Genomic DNA, 19,868 nt, shown 5'->3' on the forward strand with positions numbered 1-19,868 from the left:
GAGAGATTGCCCGCAATCCGGGAACCTCGTTTCAGCCTACGGCAAACGCAAAACCGCCCGTATATTGACCGCAACGCCTTTTCCGGTCAATACGCCAAATCGGCCAGTTCCGAGTCTGGTGTCTTTGATTTATCTGGCCTGCGGCCGATTCAAACAAACGTTTGTATTGGACCCGCGCAGTGGTGTAGATATAATGCGAACCATTAAAAGACGGGGCGGTTCAATACCTCCATGCGTCGGCCTGCAGCGACTAAAAAAGCAGTGCCCATAAAAACACCGTGAGCCTTGAGAGTAGGAGATAGCCTGTGGAACGCGAATACATGGAATTCGACGTCGTTATCGTCGGAGCCGGCCCGTCCGGGCTTTCTGCCGCTTGCCGCCTTAAACAGAAGGCCGCTGAAGCTGGCCAGGAAATCAGCGTCTGCGTGGTGGAAAAAGGCTCCGAAGTCGGTGCACACATCCTCTCCGGTGCCGTGTTCGAGCCCCGCGCACTGAATGAACTGTTCCCCAACTGGCAGGAACTGGGCGCTCCGCTCAACACGCCGGTCAAGCGCGACGACATCTACGTGCTGCGCGATGCCGAAAAAGCTCAGAAAATACCGGACTTTTTCGTCCCCAAGACCATGCACAACCATGGCAACTACATCATCTCGCTGGGCAACCTGTGCCGCTGGCTGGCGCAGCAGGCTGAAAACCTCGGTGTCGAAATCTATCCGGGCTTTGCCGCACAGGAAGCGCTGTTCGACGAAAACGGCGTGGTACGCGGCATCGTCACCGGCGACCTGGGTGTCGACCGCGAAGGCAATCCGAAGGAAGGCCTGTACACCCCCGGCATGGAACTGCGCGCCAAGTACACGCTGTTCGCCGAAGGCTGCCGTGGTCACATCGGCAAGCAGCTGCTCAAGCGCTTCAAGCTCGACGACGAAGCCGACGTGCAGCATTACGCTATCGGCCTCAAGGAAATCTGGGAAGTCGACCCGGCAAAACATGAACAGGGGCTGGTGGTTCACACCGCAGGCTGGCCGCTGAACGATGACAATCCGGGCGGCTCGTTCCTTTACCACCTGGAAAACAATCAGGTCGTGGTCGGCCTGATCATCGACCTGTCCTACAGCAATCCGTACCTCTCGCCGTTCGACGAATTCCAGCGCTACAAGCATCACCCGGTCGTCAAGCAGTACCTGGAAGGCGGCAAGCGCATCAGCTACGGTGCCCGCGCGATTGCCAAGGGCGGCTTGAACTCCCTGCCGAAGATGGTCTTCCCAGGCGGCGCGCTGATCGGCTGCGATCTGGGCACGCTGAATTTTGCCAAGATCAAGGGCAGCCATACGGCCATGAAGTCAGGCATGCTGGCTGCCGATTCTGTAGCCGACGCGCTGCTCGCCGGCAAGGAAGGCGGCGACGTGCTGAACTCCTACGTGGACGCCTTCAAGGCCAGCTGGCTGCATGAAGAACTGTTCGCCAGCCGTAACTTTGGCGTGGCGATCCACAAGTACGGCGCGATCAAGGGCGGCGCATTCAACTTCATCGATCAGAACATTTTCGGTGGCAAGCTGCCGTTCACGCTGCACGACACCAAGCCGGACTACGCCTGCCTAAAGCTCGCAGCCGACTCGAAGAAGATCGATTACCCGAAACCCGACGGCAAGCTCAGCTTCGACAAGCTCAGTTCAGTATTCCTCTCCAGCACCAACCATGAAGAGGAACAACCCTGCCACCTGAAGCTGACCGATCCGAGCATCCCGATCAGCAAGAACCTGCCGCTGTATGACGAGCCGGCTCAGCGTTATTGCCCGGCTGGCGTGTATGAAGTCATCACCAAGGAAGACGGCGAGAAACGCTTCCAGATCAACGCGCAGAACTGCGTGCACTGCAAGACCTGCGACATCAAGGACCCGTCGCAGAACATCACCTGGGTGGCACCGGAAGGCGCTGGCGGCCCGACCTACCCGAATATGTAACGGTCGCAGCAAGCCTCAACAGAAAAAGCCCCTTTCGGGGCTTTTTTTCATTCAGGCGGGGACACGCAGGTTGCTGCTCTCCTCCCCCGGGCTGCGCTCGAAATAGCGCTTGTATTCACGACTGAACTGCGACGCGCTTTGATAGCCGACCTTCAACGCGACCTGCGCCACCCCCAGGCCCTCGGCCACCAGCAATTGCTGAGCCTTGAGCAGGCGCAGACGCTTGAGGTACTGCACCGGCGACAACAGCGTGCTGCGCTTGAAATGCTCATGAAAGGTCGACGTGCTCATGTTCGCGCAACTGGCCAGCGTGTCGACGTTCAACGCGTGGTCATAATGCTCATGCAGGTAGGTCACGGCCGAGGCAATTCGTGCGAACTGCCCCTGCTGTTCGACCAGCGCACGCAACACCCCCGACTGCGGTCCGCGCAGCGCGGTGTACAGCACCTCGCGAATCCGTGCCTGGCCCATGGCCTGACACTCCAGCGGATCATGCAGACAACGCAGCAGACGCTCGACACTGTCGCGCATGGTGTTGTCGATGCGCACCGAGGTCATGGACTCCGGCGTCTGCACCTGACTCTCGTGCCCGGTGACCGGGCCCATCGCCTGCACCAGCTCACCGAGCAATACGCGGTCGATGGCCACTGAAACGCCGTAAAGCGGCTTTTCCGGAGTGGCGAAGGTTTCGCACTTGAATGGCACAGAGAGCGCCTGAATCAGGTAATGCCCGGTGCCGTATTCGAACGTGCGCGGCCCCAGGCACGCGACCTTGCTGCCCTGCACCACAATCATCAGGCTCGGCTCGTAGATCTGCGGGCTGCTGGCGACGTAACCAAACGCCGAAAGCACGCGGACCTCCGGCAACGGCGTAGCGACAAACCCCGGACGCACCGCCAGCGGCTGGATCAGGGAAACGAGGGTGGCATTGCCATCCGGCACAACAGATGAGGTCATGGGCACAGCCTGACAGAGAAACAGACAGCCGTATCATCGCAGATTTGCGCCTCAGCGCCGACCCTGAAATATCAGGCCGGAGGAATAGGCATGAAACACGGAGGATTCACCATAGCCGCGAAGGGCCCGTATCAGGACAATGGTTCGCCTCTCTTCCGTTACATCTTGCGAGGTCAAACATGTACACAGCTATCGGTTACGCCGCACAGTCAGCTACCGCTCCCCTCGCCCCGATGACCTTCGAACGTCGCGCTCTGCGTGCCGACGACGTTGCCATCGAAATCCTTTATTGCGGCGTCTGCCACTCTGATATTCACCAGGCACGCAACGAATGGGGCATCGCCGTCTACCCGCTGATGCCGGGCCACGAAATTGTCGGTCGCGTCACTGCCACCGGCAGCAGTGCAACCCAGTACCAGGTCGGTGACATGGTCGGTGTCGGCTGCATGGTCGATTCGTGCCGCGAATGCTCGGCCTGCAAGTCGGACCTCGAGCAGTACTGCCTGGAAGGCCCGACCATGACTTACGCAACGCCGGACCGCGTGGACGGCAGCAACACCATGGGCGGTTACTCGAACAGCATCGTGGTCGCCGAGCACTTCGTCGTGCGCGTCCCGGAAAAACTCGACCCTGCCGCTGCTGCGCCTATTCTCTGCGCAGGTATCACCACCTATTCGCCGCTCAAGCACTACGGCGTCAAGGCGGGCGACAAGGTCGGCATTCTGGGCATGGGCGGTCTGGGCCACATGGGCATCAAGTTCGCCAAGGCCATGGGCGCTGAAGTGACCCTGTTCACCCGCTCCGCCGCCAAGGCTCAGGAAGCACATCGTCAAGGCGCCGATCATGTGATCGTGTCCACCGACGCTGAACAGATGAAGGCTGCTGCAGGGCACTTCGACTTCCTGCTCGACACCATTCCGGTGCAGCACGACCTGAACCCCTACCTGGAAACCCTGCGTTTCGACGGCGCACACATCCTGGTCGGCCTGATCGAGCCGATCGAGCCGCCAGTACACGCAGCCAATCTGGTGATGAGCCGTCGCGTGCTGGCTGGTTCGTTGATCGGCGGTATCGCGGAAACTCAGGAAGTACTGGATTTCTGCGCCGAGAACGACATCACCTGCGACATCGAAATGCTCGATATCCGCAACATCAACGAAGCCTACGAGCGCATGCTGGCCGGTGACGTGAAGTACCGCTTCGTAATCGACATGGCCACGCTGAAGGCCTGATCGACTGCCGATCAGCCGCCGAGATCGGCCGAGAGTTCCGCTGCGATGGTTTTGATCAGCGGAACCAGCTCGGCCATCTTCTCCAGCGGCATGTAGGGCACGGTACTGGCGACACTGATGCCGGCAACGATCTGTTTGCTGGCATCACGTACCGGCGCTGCGACACAACGTATCGACGGTTCGTTGTCCTCCAGATCGAATGCATACCCTCCTTCTACGTACTCCTCCCGCCGTTCCTTAAGCTGCTCCCAGGTTTGCTGCTCATGAGCAGGCCATAGCGGATGTCTGCCTGTGCTCGGCATGCTGATGTCATACAGCCGTTGCCACTCGGACTGAGCACTGTCCAGCAGCAGCGCCTTGCCGATACCGGTGCGTACCAGCGGCATCCGATGCCCGACCCGCGAACGCATTTCCGGCCCATTGCGACCGGGATTCTTGTGCAGATAGAGCACGTCGTCCCCTTCCCGTACTGCCAGATGCACGGTATCGCCGGTCAGCTCGGACAAGCGATCCAGATACGGCCGGGCCAGCATCGCCAGGGGCACCTCTTCACGCGCCTGAAACCCCAGCTCGATCAGTTTCGGCCCAAGCAGATAGCCCACCTGAGGAACGATGCGCAGGTAACGCGCCTCGACCAGGCAACTGGCCAGACGGTGCGTGGTGCTGCGCGTGGTGCCGATCAGCCGGGCGATCTCCTTGAGGTCCCGTGCGCCACCGGCAACCGCCTGCACCACCCCCAGCCCGCGCAGCAAGGTCTGAGTCCCGGTGGGTACGGAATCCTTGCCGGTAATCTTTTCAGGGGTGGTCGAATCGTTGTGCATGAGAGGCCTTGCTCGGATCAAAAGGGTTCGGATCGAAAACCGGCGGCATTATCGCCGCCTGCGTCCGGATGCGTCGACATCAGAGCTCGATACGCTCCACTTTTCCTACCAGCAGGATGTACGACAGCGCGCCCAGCAGCGCCAGGACCGAAATGTAAGTGATGGCAGGCGCGAACGAGTCTCCCGACGCCAGAAAGCCAATCACGATCGGGGTGGCGATGGCAGAAAGGTTGCCGATGAAATTGAACGTGCCACCGGTCAGGCCCAGCAGGCGCGCCGGTGCCAGGGTCGAGACCAGCGACCAGGTAATCGACGCCAGACCGTTGCCGAAGAACGCCAGCGCCAGAAAGGTGATCACCAGCGGCGTAGAGTCGACAAAGTTGGCACCGATGATCGAGGTCGAGATCAGCAGCCCGGCAATGATCGGCAACTTGCGTGCAAAGCCTACGCTATGCCCGCGGCGGATCAGCCAGTCGGAGAAGAAGCCCGAGCACAGCACACCGACAAATGCGGCGAGGAACGGCAACGACGCCAGCAGGCCGGACTTGATGAAGTCCATGCCCCGGTATTTCACCAGGTAGGTCGGGAACCATGTCAGAAAAAACCACAGCGTCGAGTTCAGGCAGAACTGCCCCAGGTAGATGCCCCACAGCTTGCGCTTGCTCAACACAATGCCCAGGTCCAGCCAGCTGAACGCCTGCTTCTGTTTTTCGACGTCCTTCTGGATGTCCACCAGCCCGCCGCCCGCCTGAATCAGCTCGATTTCCTGCTGATTGACGCCTTTGAAATCACGTGGCTCGCGATACACCGTGTACCAGATCAGCGCCCACAGCACGCCGACCCCACCGGTGGCGACAAACACCATGTGCCAGCCGTAGTGCGCCTGCAACCAGGCCAGTACCGGGGTCAGAAATGCCAGGCCGACGAACTGCCCGGAGGTGTAGACGCCGATGGCGGTGGCTCGCTCGCGCTCGGGAAACCAGGTGGTGACCACGCGACTATTGATCGGATAGGCAGGTGCTTCCAGCGCACCGACCGCCATGCGCAGTACGAACAGGGCGATGAAGCTGGCGGCGAAGCCGAGCATGATGGTCGCGATGGACCACAGCAGCAGGGCTGCGGTATAGAGAATGCGCGGCGGCACGCGGTCCACCAGCCAGCCCCCGGGCAGTTGCATGGCGGCGTAGGTCCAGCCGAACGCGGAAAAGATCAGCCCGACATGCACCGGATCAAGGCCCAGTTCGGAGGTCAGCGCTGGTGCGGCAATCGACAGGTTGCTGCGGTCCAGGTAGTTGATCACTACGGTGATGAACAGCAGCACCATGATAAAGAAACGTTTGCGGGACGGCGTCACCAGGGATGCCGCACCCTCCAGAGTTCGAGTGCGCATGGAATGTAGCCTCTTGTTGGATTTATTGAGGTCTGTGTTTCGATATAACCGAGCTGAAGGCACGCCGATTCTCGTTCCCACGCAGAGCGCTCATCGTTATACGCAAGTGCGCTTTGGATTCTGGCCGAAGGCCGTAAGAGCGAACTTGTTCGCGAAGACAATTGTTCAAACGAAACATTTTCAGAGAACATGTCGGCCTGTTCGCGAACAAGTTCGCTCCTACGCCCTGCGGGCAGAAGCCTGAACGCCCATTTTCCAGGCTCTTCAGGACTTATGTATGGCGATGAGCGCAGAGCGCCTAAACGATGGTTAGCGGATTTGCTGTTCTACCACTCCGCAAAACTGCCATCCGCATGACGCCAGATCGGGTTGCGCCAGCGGTGGCCGATGGCGGCGCGTTCGATGACGTACTCTTCGTTGATCTCGATGCCCAGGCCGGGGCCGTTGGGGATCTTGACCATGCCTTTGTCGTAGTCGAAGACTTCCGGGTGCTTGACATAATCGAGCAGGTCGTTGCTTTCGTTGTAGTGGATACCCAGGCTCTGCTCCTGGATGAAGGCGTTGTAGCAAACCGCGTCCAGCTGGAGGCACGCCGCCAGCGCGATAGGCCCCAGCGGGCAGTGCAACGCCAGTGCGACGTCGTAGGCTTCAGCCATGTTGGCGATCTTGCGGGTTTCGGTAATGCCACCGGCGTGTGAGGCATCCGGCTGGATGATGTCGACGTAGCCTTCGCTCAATACGCGCTTGAAGTCCCAGCGCGAGAACAGCCGCTCGCCCAGCGCAATCGGCGTACTGGTCAGCGGCGCCAGTTCCTTCAGTGCTTCATAGTTCTCGCTGAGCACCGGCTCTTCGATGAACATCAGCTTGTACGGGTCCAGCTCTTTCATCAGCACCTTGGCCATCGGCTTGTGGACCCGGCCGTGGAAGTCCACACCAATGCCGACATTCGGCCCCACGGCATCACGCACAGCGGCCACGTTGGCCAGCGCCAGGTCGACCTTGTCGAAAGTGTCGAGAAACTGCAGCTCTTCGGTGCCATTCATCTTCACCGCCGTAAAACCGCGCTCCACCGCGTCCTTGGCGGCGCGCGCCGTGTCGGCGGGCCGATCACCGCCGATCCACGAGTAGACGCGAATCTTGTCACGCACCTGACCGCCGAGCAGATCACTGACCGACACACCCAGCGCCTTGCCCTTGATGTCCCACAACGCCTGATCGATGCCGGCCAGCGCACTCATGTGAATCGCGCCGCCGCGGTAGAAGCCGCCGCGGTACAGCACGGTCCAGATGTCTTCAATGTTGCGCGGGTCTTTGCCGATCAGGTAATCGGACAGCTCTTCCACCGCGGCGGCGACGGTATGCGCGCGGCCTTCGACCACTGGCTCGCCCCAGCCGACAACGCCCTCGTCAGTCTCGACCTTGAGGAAGCACCAGCGCGGCGGAACGATGAACGTGGTGAGTTTGGTGATTTTCATGGGTGCGGTTTCTCTTGTTGATTCTCTTATTGGATAGCGGCTACTGCACGGCGGCGTCTGCCGGGTCGATCAGTCTGCAAGCGCTGCACTGTGCTGCTTCCAGGCCGCCACATAGGCCTGAGCACGCGCGGTGACGTCTGCGACGCTCATGCCGGGTTTGAACAGCCCCGAGCCCAGACCAAAACCCTTCACGCCGGCGTCGAGAAATACCTTCATGTTGTCCGGCGAAATCCCACCGACCGGCAGCAGGATCGTGCCCTTGGGCAGGACCGCCAGCCACGCCTTGACCACTGCAGGCGACATCTGCTCGGCAGGAAACAGCTTGAGCACATCGGCGCCTTCGGCCAGTGCCGCAAAAGCTTCGGTCGGCGTTGCGACCCCTGGCGACAGGAACAGCCCGGCCGCCTTGGCCGCACGCAGTACCTTGGCGTCACTGTGCGGCATGACGATCACCTGCCCGCCAGCATCCTTGACCTGAGTCACCTGCTCAGCGGTGAGCACGGTGCCAGCACCGATCAGGCAATCGGCAGGCAATTGCTGACGCAACAGGCGGATGCTGTCGAACGGTTGCGGGGAGTTGAGCGGCACTTCGATGACCCGAAACCCCGCTTCGTACAGCGCATCGCCCACGGCAGGCGCTTCTTCGGGACGCAGGCCGCGCAAAATCGCGACCAGACCATTTTCTTTCAATGCTTGCTTGAGCATGTCAAACCTCTCGAATGTGTTGGGACGAGCGGCGCGCGATCAGACCGGCCTGAACGGCGACCTGCCACAGGCCACGCTCGGTCGCCTGCTCGGCCAATGTCACCCCGGGAAAGCCACAAACGGCCAGCCCGCGTGCATAGCGCGTGCACAGCGAATCGCTGCCGATGAGGATCACCGCAGGCAATTGTTCGTGGTTGTGCAGATGCAGCCTGGCGATGGCGCCCAGTTCATGGCCGATCAACAGTCCGGAAAGATAGTCAGGTTGCGCACCGGCAGCCAACTGCCCGGTCAGGCCGAGCGTTCGCGTGCTGAAAATGGTCGACAGCGGCCCCGCGGAGCCCGCGTCAGACAGGGCAATCGACAAGCCGCGGTCAAACGCCTGCTCATCGAACGCCTCGGCAGGCTGCATGGTGCGTCCGAGAATGGTGTGGGCGCAGAGCGCGGCGTAGACCTCGCCGGTCATGAAGGTATCGAAGTGAACGATGCGACCGCGCTCTACCTGCACCCATTTGGAGTGGCTGCCCGGTAGACCGATCAGCAGAGGCTGGCTGCCCTGCCCTTCTTCGAGCCCTGCCAGCACACCCAGCACCTGGGTTTCTTCGCCACGCATGACGTTGGGCAGGGTCGAGCGCTGCAGGACGCCGGGGATGATGTGTACCGTCACGCCGCGCACGCCGCGCACGCTGCGTACCGTCTGCAACGCTGCGCTCAGTTCGTTGACGCTGGCCGGCGTTTCCCGGTAAGCCGCCTCGCGCCAGCCCTGCGCGCTGCCGACCATGCCGCAGGCAATCACCTGCAGATCCGGCTGGGCATCGAGCCAGTCGCCGCACGCCTGGTCAAAGGCCAGTTCGAAACCGTCACTGCAGAACTGCCCCGCGATCAGCCGCGGCGTGGTTGGCAACTGCATGATGCCCGCGCTCAATGCGCGCTGTTCCAGTACCTGGCCATGTTCGCCAAGTCGATAAGCACGAAGTGAGGTTGTCCCCCAATCGAGCGCGATCAATTGCGCCTGCATTGCGTCACCTGTTGTTTTTTTGGAAGTGAGTGCAGGACGACTATAAACCTGTTGTTACACTTATCTCAATATGTAAATTTCAATCCCATATATAGGGACAAAGGGCGATCAATCAAAAGTATCAGGCATTAAAAAACCCGCCTCCCTTTCGGAAAGCGGGTTTGCTGTGAAACCGAAGTCTCAACGCTCCAGCAGGATTCTCAGCATGCGACGCAGCGGCTCCGCAGCGCCCCACAACAGCTGGTCACCCACGGTGAAAGCGCCCAGGTACTGCGAACCCATGTTCAGCTTGCGCAGACGCCCCACCGGAATGCTCATGGTGCCGGTCACCGCCGTCGGGCTCAGCTCGTGCATGCTGGCTTCGCGGTTGTTCGGCACCAGTTTGACCCACGGGTTGTGCTGGCTGATCAAGCCTTCGATGTCCGCAATCGGCACATCCTTGTTCAGCTTGATGGTCAGCGCCTGGCTATGGCAGCGCATGGCACCGATGCGCACGCAGATGCCGTCCACCGGGATCGGGCTCTTGAAGCGACCGAGGATCTTGTTGGTCTCGGCCTGGCCTTTCCACTCTTCGCGGCTCTGGCCGTTTGGCAGCGCCTTGTCGATCCAAGGGATCAGGCTGCCCGCCAGCGGCACGCCGAAGTTCTCGGTAGGGAACGACTCGCTGCGCATGGCTTCAGCCACCTTGCGGTCGATGTCCAGAATGGCGCTGGCCGGATTGGCCAGATCATCGGCCACCGAAGCATGCACCGCGCCCATTTGCCGGATCAGCTCACGCATGTTCTGCGCGCCGGCGCCGGAGGCCGCCTGATAGGTCATGACGTTCATCCACTCGACCAGACCGGCATCGAACAGACCACCCAGGCCCATCAGCATCAGGCTGACGGTGCAGTTGCCACCGATATAGTTCTTGGTGCCCGCGTCCAGTTGCTGGTCGATGACCTTGCGGTTCACCGGGTCCAGCACGATGACCGCGTCATCCTGCATGCGCAGGCTGGACGCCGCATCGATCCAGTAACCCTGCCAGCCGGCTTCGCGCAGCTTGGGGAACACCTCATTGGTGTAGTCGCCACCCTGGCAGGTCAGCACCACGTCCAGGGTTTTCAGCTCGTCGATGCTGTAGGCATCTTTCAGGGGCGCAACATCCTTGCCCACCGAAGGCGCCTGGCCACCGACATTGGAAGTAGTGAAGAACACCGGCTCAATGAGATCGAAGTCCTGCCCTTCCCGCATCCGCTGCATGAGCACGGAACCGACCATGCCACGCCAACCGATCAGACCTACACGTTTCATCGCAACTACACCTTGAATAAAAGTGGGACCGCCGCTCTGCGCGTACACAGCAGGCGGCGGGCCAGAGAGATTACAGATTCCGCAGCGCGGCGACTACCGCATCGCCCATTTCCTGCGTACCGACTTTGACGTTGCCTTCCGACCAGATGTCGCCGGTGCGGATACCCTGATCCAGAACCAGGCTGACAGCCTTTTCGATAGCGTCGGCTGCATCGGTCAGATTGAAGCTGTAACGCAGCATCATCGACACCGACAGAATGGTCGCCAACGGGTTGGCAATGCCTTTGCCGGCGATGTCCGGCGCCGAGCCGTGACATGGCTCGTACATGCCCTTGTTGGCCGTGTCCAGCGAGGCCGACGGCAGCATGCCGATGGAGCCGGTGAGCATCGACGCCTGATCGGAAAGAATGTCGCCGAACAGGTTGTCGGTCACGATCACATCGAACTGTTTGGGTGCACGCACCAGTTGCATGGCAGCGTTGTCGACGTACATGTGGCTCAGTTCGACTTCAGGGTAATCCTTGGCAACCTGCTCGACGATTTCGCGCCACAGCTGGCTGGACGCCAGAACGTTGGCCTTGTCCACCGAGCAGAGCTTCTTGCCACGCACCATGGCCATGTCGAAACCGACTTTGGCAATGCGGCGGATCTCGCTTTCGCTGTACGGCAGCGTGTCGTAGGCCTGACGCTCGCCATTATCCAGCACGCGCGTGCCGCGTGGCGCGCCGAAATAAATGCCACCGGTCAACTCGCGAACGATCAGGATATCCAGGCCGGCGACGATTTCCGGCTTCAGGCTCGACGCATCGGCCAGTTGCGGATAAAGGATCGCCGGACGCAGGTTGCCGAACAGGCCCAGTTGCGAACGGATTTTCAGCAGACCGCGCTCAGGACGGATGTCGCGCTCGATGGTGTCCCATTTCGGGCCACCGACGGCGCCGAGCAGCACGGCATCGGCCGCACGGGCACGCTCCAGGGTTTCATCGGCCAGCGGCACGCCGTGTTTGTCGATGGCCGCGCCGCCGATCACGTCGTGGGTCAATTCAAAGCCCAGTTGATACTTTTCGTTGGCCAGTTCCAGCACCTTGACCGCTTCGGTCATGATTTCCGGACCAATACCATCACCTGGGAGAATCAGAATCTGCTTGCTCATAACATCCTCGATTTTGTGCATCGGCGTCTTTGACAACGCCTGCTTGAAACGCTCAATACCACAGAAAATTTAGCGTCCGGCCAAAACACTTTTGCCAGCAAGGCGCAATTACACCTTACTGGCAAACATGCATCCGCTGTCGATCAATCAACCGATCAGTCGCGGAACAACCACGGCTGGCTGGCGCGGTGCCTGCTCTCGAAACCGGCAATGGCCTCGGCGTCCATCAGCGTCAGGCCAATGTCGTCCAGACCATTGAGCAGGCAATGCTTGCGGAACGCATCGATTTCAAAGCTCAGCACCTTGCCATCCGGGCGGGTCACGGTCTGCGCCTGCAGATCGATACTCAACTGATAACCGGGCTCGGCTTCCACCTGCTTGAACAGTTGATCGACGTCTTCCTCGGACAGGATGATCGGCAACAAGCCGTTCTTGAAGCTGTTGTTGAAGAAGATGTCCGCGTAGCTCGGCGCAATGATTGCCCAGAAACCGTACTCTTCCAGTGCCCACGGCGCGTGTTCGCGGCTCGAGCCGCAGCCGAAGTTTTCCCGGGCCAACAACACACTGGCACCTTGGTAACGCTCGTGGTTGAGGACGAAATCATGGTTCAGCGGACGCTTGGAATTGTCCTGATACGGCTGCCCCACGTCCAGATAACGCCATTCATCGAACAGGTTCGGGCCGAAGCCGGTGCGCTTGATCGACTTGAGAAACTGCTTGGGAATGATCTGGTCAGTATCGACGTTGGCACGATCCAGAGGAGCGACCAGGCCATGGTGCTGGGTAAAGGCTTTCATACGGGACTCCTCAGTGCTGGATCAGGTCGCGAACATCGATGAAACGGCCATTCACCGCAGCGGCAGCGGCCATCGCCGGGCTCACCAGATGCGTGCGGCCACCGGCCCCCTGACGACCTTCGAAGTTACGGTTGGAGGTCGACGCGCAGTGCTCGCCGGAACCCAGGCGGTCCGGGTTCATCGCCAGGCACATGGAGCAGCCCGGTTCACGCCATTCAAAGCCGGCTTCGATGAACACCTTGTCCAGCCCCTCCTTCTCGGCCTGCGCCTTGATCAGCCCCGAGCCTGGCACCACGATGGCCTGCTTGATGGTTGAAGCCACCTTGCGACCTTTGGCAACGTCCGCAGCGGCGCGCAAGTCTTCGATGCGCGAGTTGGTGCAGGAACCGATGAAGACCCGGTCCAGCTGGATATCGGTAATCGGCTGATTGGCTTTCAGGCCCATGTACTTGAGCGCACGCTCGATGGAGCCACGCTTGACCAGATCCGGCTCTTGCGCAGGGTCCGGCACGTTCTGATCGACCGCCAGGACCATTTCCGGCGAGGTGCCCCAACTGACCTGCGGCTTGATCTGTGCGGCGTCCAGCTTGACCACGGTATCGAACACAGCGTCCGGGTCGGACACCAGGTCCTTCCAGGCTTCGACAGCGAGGTCCCACTCCGCGCCCTTGGGTGCGAACGGTCGGCCTTTGACGTACTCGACGGTCTTCTCGTCGGTGGCCACCATGCCAACCCGCGCGCCCGCTTCGATGGACATGTTGCAGATGGTCATGCGCCCTTCGATCGACAGGTCGCGAATCGCGCTGCCGGCGAATTCGATGGCGTAACCGTTACCGCCTGCGGTGCCGATCTTGCCGATCACCGCCAGTACGATGTCCTTGGCCGTCACGCCGAACGGCAATTGCCCTTCGACCGAGACCAGCATGTTCTTCATTTTCTTGGCGACCAGGCACTGAGTGGCCAGCACGTGCTCGACCTCGGAAGTGCCGATGCCGTGGGCCAGCGCACCGAACGCGCCGTGGGTAGAGGTGTGCGAGTCGCCGCAGACCACACTCATGCCTGGCAGGGTTGCGCCCTGCTCCGGGCCGATCACGTGGACGATGCCCTGGCGCGGGTCATTCATCTTGAATTCGGTGATGCCGTACTCGTCGCAGTTGTCGTCGAGGGTCTGCACCTGCAAGCGCGACACCTGATCCTCGATGGCACCGATGCCACCCTTGCGTTCCGCGGTGGTCGGCACGTTATGGTCAGGCGTGGCGATGATCGAGTCGATCCGCCACGGCTTGCGCTTCGCCAGCCGCAGACCTTCGAACGCCTGCGGCGAGGTCACTTCGTGGATGATATGACGGTCAATGTAGATCAGCGCCGAACCGTCGTCGCGCTGTTTGACCAAATGCGAATCCCAGAGCTTGTCGTAGAGCGTTTTCCCGGCCATCGGACGTACTTCCTCATCAGCTTCTTTCTATGCCTTGGGCAATCGTGGCGATGACCCTTTGGCTTGTGCGGTCATCCTATGGAATATGCTTAAATAACTCAAATTCATAATTTTCATACTTTGGATAACCAACTGGAATCTGACCATGGACCTGGCCAACCTCAATGCCTTTATCGCCATCGCCGAGACCGGTAGCTTCTCCGGTGCAGGCGAACGCCTTTACCTGACCCAACCAGCCATCAGCAAGCGCATTGCCGGACTGGAGTTGCAACTCAACGTGCGCCTGTTCGATCGCCTGGGCCGCGAAGTCAGTCTGACCGAGGCCGGACGCGCCCTGCTGCCGCGCGCCTACCAGATTCTCAACGTGCTGGATGACACCCGCCGGGCACTGACCAACCTGACCGGGGAAGTCACCGGGCGACTGACTCTGGCGACCAGCCATCACATCGGCCTGCACCGTTTGCCACCGATATTGCGGGCCTTTACCCGCACTTATCCGAAGGTTGCACTGGACATTCAGTTCCTGGATTCGGAAATCGCTTATGAAGAAATTCTTCACGGGCGCGCCGAGTTGGCAGTCATTACACTGGCGCCCGAGCCGCATGCACTGATCCGCGCCGTGCCCGTCTGGGACGATCCGCTGGATTTCGTCGCTGCACCCGAGCACCCGCTGGCCAACAGCGGCCCGATGAAGCTGGAGGATATTGTGCGCTATCCGGCGGTATTTCCCGGCGGTAACACGTTTACCCATCACATTGTCAGCGGCTTGTGCGAGGCCCAGGGCCTCAAGCCCAACATCGCCATGAGCACCAACTATATGGAGACCATCAAGATGATGGTTTCCATCGGCCTGGCCTGGAGCGTTCTGCCGCGCACCATGCTCGACGAGCAGGTGGCGCGCATTCCGCTGCCGGGCGTGCAGCTCAATCGCCAGCTAGGCTACATCCTGCACACCGAACGCACGCTATCGAATGCGGCACGGGCATTCATGAAACTGCTCGATGCGCAGACACAGTGAATAGAGGCTGCAGGCCGCAGACAGATCACTCTGGCGGCTCCATCGATCAAAGGCTCGGATACCATGCCCAACCCACCGGATAACGCCGCGCCGAAAGCCACCGCACAGACGGCCTCTGCCAGGCTGCCGCTGACGGACGCAGAGCGGGCCCTGCAGGAAACCCGTGATCGCCTGGAGCTGGCGCTGGACCTGGCGCAAATGGGCACCTGGGATCTGGATATCGTCCGCAACCGGCTGCAGGCTTCGGCACGCGCGGCGCTGTTGCACGGCATGCCGGCACGGCTCTTCGACGAGTCTGGCGGGCAGTTCTTCGGCAGCCTGCCTGCCGAAGAGCGCCGTCGAATGCGCGCGATCTATGCCGTGGCACTCGAAACCGGGCAGGACTGCCTGCAAGTCACCTACCGGTTCAAGTTGAAAAACGGAGCGTCACGCCTGCTTGAAGGCCGCGCGCGGATTTACCGGGATGAACAGGGCCAGCCCGTCAGGCTGTCCGGCACGCTCATGGACATTACTCAACAGTGCGCGCAGATCGCTCTGGAGGCCAGCGAGGAAAAATTTGCCAAGGCGTTTCATTCAAGCCCCGACTCGATCACCATCACTGAAATCGACTCGGGCCGCTATGTCGAGGTCAACGATGGTTTTACTCGCCTGACCGGTTTCAGCGCGCAGGAAGTGCTCGGCCGTACAGCGCACGAGGTCGGTATCTGGACCGACACCTTGCAGCGCGAACACATGCTTGAAGAACTGCGCCAGAAAGGCCGCGTGCATCACCGGGAAATGGACGGTCGAGACAAGCATGGCGCACCGCTGGTGCTGGATATATCGGTCGAGTTCATTACCTTGAACAACACCGCCTGCCTGTTGATGAACGCCCGCGACATCGGCGCGCTTAAAAATGCCCAGGCGCAGATTCAGCACCTGGCTTATCACGACCCGCTGACCGGGCTGCCCAACCGCGCACTGCTGCTCGACCGTCTGAGCCAGCAAGTGTCGCTGCTTCAGCACCAGAACCTGCGCGGCGCCCTGCTGTTTCTCGATCTGGACCATTTCAAGCACATCAATGACTCGCTTGGCCACCCGGTGGGCGACAGCGTTCTGAGCATCATCGCCGCGCGCCTTGAAGCCAGCGTGCGCCAGGAAGACACCGTAGCCCGCTTGGGCGGCGACGAATTCGTGGTGTTGATCTGTGGCCTGGAAGGCTCGCAGGACGAGGTCACCCGGCAAGTGCGGGAGCTGGCCGACAACCTGCGCAACCTGCTGGCCGAACCGATGTTTCTCGACGGCCATCGTCTGCAGGTCACCCCGAGCATCGGCGTGGTGCTGATTCCGGATGATGGGTTGACCCCGGCCGATCTGCTCAAGCGTGCCGATATTGCCCTGTATCGGGCCAAGGATTGCGGGCGCAACGCTTCACAGTTTTTCCATGTGTCCATGCAACAGGCCGTCAGCCAGCGTCTGCGCCTGGAAAATGACTTGCGCCTGGCCCTGACCCGCAACGAATTTCACCTGCACTTCCAGGCCCAGGTCGACTGTCGCAACGAATACATCACCGGGGCCGAGGCCCTGCTGCGCTGGCAACACCCCGAATACGGCTTGCTGGCGCCTGATCAGTTCGTGCAGATACTTGAAGAAAGCGGCATGATTCTGGAGGTCGGCAGCCATATTCTGAACGAAGCCTGCAAAACCGGAGGCCTGCTGTTAAGGCAGGGGCTGATCCCGGAAAACAGATTTCTGATGGGCGTCAATATCAGCCCGCGGCAGTTTCTCCAGCACGATTTCATCGAGCGCGTGGAGCGCAGCCTGACCCTGAATCAGTTGCCTGCGTCCATGCTCAAGCTGGAAATCACCGAAGGTATCGTCATCCAGAACCTGGACGACACCATCCTCAAGATGCTCAGCTTAAAGGCGCTGGGCGTCAGCTTTGCGATGGATGATTTCGGCACCGGCTATTCGTCCCTGACCTATCTCAAGCGCTTGCCGGTGGATACGCTGAAGATCGACCAGTCCTTCGTCCAGGATGCCACCAGCGACCCCAATGACGCAGAAATCATCCGCGCCATCGTCGCCATGGCGCAGAGCCTCAACCTGAACGTGATCGCGGAAGGCGTGGAAACCTCGGAGCAGTTGGCATTTCTGGAAAAAGTCGGCTGCTACACCTATCAAGGCTATCTGTTCAGCGAGCCGCTGCCAGGCCCGCAGTTCGAGTCATTGCTGCAGCTCAAGCGGCCTGCGCAGCAAACCGCACATCAGGACTAAAAAAGAAGGCGCCCCGCAGGCGCCTTCTCTGTTACATACCGCTGACTCAACCTCACCTGACGGATCAGTTTTCCAGCGCTTTCTGGCTATTGAGCGGAATACGCTTTGGTTTCGCTTCTTCCGGCACGTTGCGCACCAGGTCGATATTCAGCAGGCCGTGAGACAGATCGGCCCCTTTGACTTCGATATTGTCCGCCAGCCTGAATGACAGCTTGAATTCACGCCGGGCAATACCCTGATGCAGATACGTCACGTTTTCGGCTTCTTGCTCGCGCTTGTTGCCGATCACGGTCAGCACGCCTTTTTCAACCTGCAACTCGAGATCCTGCTCTTGCATGCCTGCTGCAGCAATCACGATTCGATAATGGTCATCGGTGTGCCGCTCGACGTTGTAGGGCGGGTAGCCGCTGGTTGTCTCATTTCGTGCCGCCGACTCGAAGAGGTCGTTGAAGCGGTCGAATCCCACTGAGTTGCGAAACAGTGGAGCCAGAGAAAATGCAGTAGCCATAACAATTCTCCTGTTTATCAGCGAGTGGTTTACGCGACCCGTGTTCGGCATCGCTTGATCACCAAAATAGGGACAGCCTTTCGCTTTTCAAGAGACTTTTTTCAGGATTTTTTTGACCGTTCGTCGGGATCAGCTTCTAGGTAAGCAACCGGGCGCGCAGCCCAGCAATACGCTGATGCGATCGCAGTCGGTCTCGCGGCGCAACGTATTGAACATCAGGGTCGCCTCGGGATAACTCTTAGTCAGCAGCACCAGCCACTGCTTGAGCCGGCCCGGCGCCTGAATCAGCGTCATCTTCGCCAGACAGTCCTGCCAGAAGACCCGCAGCATCGGCTGCAGCTCGTCCCAGGTCATTGGCACGACCTCTTCGCCCTTCTGCGCCGCAGCGATCTGCCGGGCCAGATCGGGACGCGCCACCAGCCCGCGACCGATCATGATGTCCCGCGCGCCACAGATTTCGCGGCAACGGCGCCAATCCTCAACGGTCCAGATTTCCCCGTTGGCAACCACCGGGACCTTGACCACTTCCTGAATGCGCGCAATCCACTCCCAGTGCGCCGGCGGCTTGTAGCCGTCGACCTTGGTGCGGGCGTGAACGACGATTTGCTCTGCCCCCCCGTCAGCCAATGCCCGCGCGCAATCCAGCGCGCCATCGGTGTTTTCGTAACCCAGGCGCATCTTGGCGGTGACAGGAATATGTTGGGGCACGGCACGGCGTACCTGGCTGACGATCGAATGCAGCAATTCCGGCTCCTTGAGCAGGATCGCGCCGCCCCGCGAGCGGTTGACGGTCTTGGCCGGGCAGCCGAAGTTGAGGTCCAGCACGGGGGCGCCCAACTCGCAGGCGAACGCGGCGTTCTCGGCCAGGCACACGGGGTCAGAGCCCAGCAATTGAAGGCGTAACGGCGTGCCTGCGTCAGTTTTCGCGCCTTGGTGAAACTCCGATGCGTACTTGTAGAAGTAGTGCGCCGGCATCAAGCGCTCGGACACCCGGATGAATTCGGTCACGCACCAGTCGATGCCGCCGACTTTCGTCAGCACATTACGCAGGATGTCGTCGACCAACCCCTCCATGGGCGCCAGAGCAATTTGCATGGGTCACACTCGAAAAAAAGTCCGGCAGTTTACTGCCCGACGTACGGATTGGGAACGGCGTTGTCAGCGATGGCTGCGCCGTAGCCCTCAATGAACTCGGCAGGCATACGCTTGGGCTTACCAGTGGACAGTTCGATGCAGACGAAGGTGGTTTGCGCGCGCAGCAAGGTCAGGTTATCGGCAGGACGCTTGAGCTGAAAACAGCGTGTCATTTTCAGGCGGCGGTCCCAGTCGACGATCCAGGTCGCCAGTTGCAGTTCGTCGTTCTCGTAGGCGCTGGCCAGGTAGTCGACCTCATGCCTGACCACCGCCATCGCACGGTCCAGACGTCGGTATTCGGTGAGGTCCAGCCCGAGGAACTGCGAATGACGCCAGGCACAGCGTTCCAGCCAGGACACATAGACAGCGTTATTGGCGTGCCCCAGCCCGTCGATGTCTTCGGCGGCGACATTCAGATCGATGACAAACGGCATTGCCCGGTCCCAGACCATGCGTGCTCCTGCTTGAGTGGATGTGATTGGCGGGAGTGTAGCGGGTCATGGCGCGCGTTCACACGCGTTGGCATGAAAAGCGCCCCTCCGAACGCCTTTTGCTCTTCACGCTACAGCGCTCAGAGTCATACACAAGTCTGGATAAGCCCGGATAAAAGGCCTGGAACCGTACGTGCAGACTGGTCACAGACCTGTGGGAGTGAGCTTGCTCACGAAGACGATGCATCCAACCCCTATTTCCTGGGGGCTATACCGGCCTCTTCGCG

The 19,868-nt window shown here is 60.4% G+C and carries 17 protein-coding genes; 4 read left to right on the plus strand and 13 right to left on the minus strand.

What is annotated here, in order from left to right; translation table 11 throughout:
- The first annotated feature begins 305 nt into the window (after window positions 1-305).
- The gene (locus GE543_RS07960) at window positions 306-1,961 is read left to right on the plus strand and encodes an electron transfer flavoprotein-ubiquinone oxidoreductase (protein WP_249723799.1); all 1,656 of its coding nucleotides are present in this window, start codon (window positions 306-308) and stop codon (window positions 1,959-1,961) included.
- A gap of 51 nt (window positions 1,962-2,012) precedes the next feature.
- Here the strand turns inward: GE543_RS07960 and GE543_RS07965 are convergent, their stop codons facing one another.
- Window positions 2,013-2,918, minus strand: a complete 906-nt coding sequence (locus GE543_RS07965; protein WP_153221150.1) for an AraC family transcriptional regulator — start codon at window positions 2,916-2,918, stop codon at window positions 2,013-2,015.
- Between the two features lie 179 nt (window positions 2,919-3,097).
- Here GE543_RS07965 and GE543_RS07970 point away from each other — a divergent pair, with 179 nt between their 5' ends.
- Window positions 3,098-4,150, plus strand: a complete 1,053-nt coding sequence (locus GE543_RS07970) for an NAD(P)-dependent alcohol dehydrogenase (protein ID WP_003406175.1) — start codon at window positions 3,098-3,100, stop codon at window positions 4,148-4,150.
- 11 nt (window positions 4,151-4,161) lie between these two features.
- Here GE543_RS07970 and GE543_RS07975 read toward each other — a convergent pair whose 3' ends face one another.
- The 9 genes from GE543_RS07975 to leuC form a co-directional block, all read right to left on the minus strand.
- Window positions 4,162-4,971 carry an IclR family transcriptional regulator gene (locus GE543_RS07975; RefSeq protein WP_153221151.1) on the minus strand — a complete coding sequence of 270 codons (810 nt, stop codon included), beginning with the start codon at window positions 4,969-4,971 and terminating at the stop codon, window positions 4,162-4,164.
- A 79-nt stretch (window positions 4,972-5,050) separates the two neighbouring features.
- Window positions 5,051-6,361 carry an MFS transporter gene (locus GE543_RS07980; protein WP_046236863.1) on the minus strand — a complete coding sequence of 437 codons (1,311 nt, stop codon included), beginning with the start codon at window positions 6,359-6,361 and terminating at the stop codon, window positions 5,051-5,053.
- A gap of 326 nt (window positions 6,362-6,687) precedes the next feature.
- Window positions 6,688-7,866 (minus strand): galactonate dehydratase, encoded by a 1,179-nt coding sequence (dgoD, locus tag GE543_RS07985; RefSeq protein ID WP_371927119.1) that lies wholly within the window; start codon window positions 7,864-7,866, stop codon window positions 6,688-6,690.
- A 39-nt stretch (window positions 7,867-7,905) separates the two neighbouring features.
- Window positions 7,906-8,541 (minus strand): 2-dehydro-3-deoxy-6-phosphogalactonate aldolase, encoded by a 636-nt coding sequence (locus GE543_RS07990; RefSeq protein ID WP_153221153.1) that lies wholly within the window; start codon window positions 8,539-8,541, stop codon window positions 7,906-7,908.
- Between the two features lies 1 nt (window position 8,542).
- Window positions 8,543-9,556 (minus strand): 2-dehydro-3-deoxygalactonokinase, encoded by a 1,014-nt coding sequence (locus GE543_RS07995; RefSeq protein WP_153221154.1) that lies wholly within the window; start codon window positions 9,554-9,556, stop codon window positions 8,543-8,545.
- Window positions 9,557-9,736: 180 nt separating this feature from the next.
- Window positions 9,737-10,849 carry an aspartate-semialdehyde dehydrogenase gene (gene asd / locus GE543_RS08000; RefSeq protein WP_153221155.1) on the minus strand — a complete coding sequence of 371 codons (1,113 nt, stop codon included), beginning with the start codon at window positions 10,847-10,849 and terminating at the stop codon, window positions 9,737-9,739.
- 70 nt (window positions 10,850-10,919) lie between these two features.
- Window positions 10,920-12,002 carry a 3-isopropylmalate dehydrogenase gene (gene leuB, locus GE543_RS08005; RefSeq protein WP_153221156.1) on the minus strand — a complete coding sequence of 361 codons (1,083 nt, stop codon included), beginning with the start codon at window positions 12,000-12,002 and terminating at the stop codon, window positions 10,920-10,922.
- Between the two features lie 155 nt (window positions 12,003-12,157).
- A complete protein-coding gene (gene leuD, locus GE543_RS08010; protein ID WP_153221157.1) occupies window positions 12,158-12,799 on the minus strand; it encodes a 3-isopropylmalate dehydratase small subunit in 642 nt (213 codons plus the stop codon).
- 10 nt (window positions 12,800-12,809) lie between these two features.
- Window positions 12,810-14,234: a 3-isopropylmalate dehydratase large subunit gene (gene leuC / locus GE543_RS08015; RefSeq protein WP_003316525.1), complete on the minus strand. Its 1,425-nt coding sequence runs from the start codon at window positions 14,232-14,234 to the stop codon at window positions 12,810-12,812.
- Between the two features lie 145 nt (window positions 14,235-14,379).
- Here leuC and GE543_RS08020 point away from each other — a divergent pair, with 145 nt between their 5' ends.
- Window positions 14,380-15,252: a LysR family transcriptional regulator gene (locus GE543_RS08020; protein WP_153221158.1), complete on the plus strand. Its 873-nt coding sequence runs from the start codon at window positions 14,380-14,382 to the stop codon at window positions 15,250-15,252.
- 63 nt (window positions 15,253-15,315) lie between these two features.
- Entirely contained in the window at window positions 15,316-17,508 is a 2,193-nt protein-coding gene (locus GE543_RS08025) for a bifunctional diguanylate cyclase/phosphodiesterase (RefSeq protein ID WP_153221159.1), read from the plus strand.
- 64 nt (window positions 17,509-17,572) lie between these two features.
- Here the strand turns inward: GE543_RS08025 and GE543_RS08030 are convergent, their stop codons facing one another.
- The 3 genes from GE543_RS08030 to GE543_RS08040 form a co-directional block, all read right to left on the minus strand.
- Window positions 17,573-18,016 (minus strand): Hsp20 family protein, encoded by a 444-nt coding sequence (locus GE543_RS08030; RefSeq protein ID WP_003316521.1) that lies wholly within the window; start codon window positions 18,014-18,016, stop codon window positions 17,573-17,575.
- 129 nt (window positions 18,017-18,145) lie between these two features.
- The gene (locus tag GE543_RS08035) at window positions 18,146-19,111 is read right to left on the minus strand and encodes a tRNA-dihydrouridine synthase (protein ID WP_046236860.1); all 966 of its coding nucleotides are present in this window, start codon (window positions 19,109-19,111) and stop codon (window positions 18,146-18,148) included.
- A gap of 29 nt (window positions 19,112-19,140) precedes the next feature.
- Complete coding sequence (locus GE543_RS08040; RefSeq protein ID WP_153221160.1) at window positions 19,141-19,602, minus strand: thioesterase family protein; 462 nt, start codon at window positions 19,600-19,602, stop codon at window positions 19,141-19,143.
- Window positions 19,603-19,868 lie beyond the last annotated feature (266 nt).

Source organism: Pseudomonas sp. SZ57 (genome assembly GCF_009495975.1).
GTDB lineage: Bacteria > Pseudomonadota > Gammaproteobacteria > Pseudomonadales > Pseudomonadaceae > Aquipseudomonas > Aquipseudomonas syringae.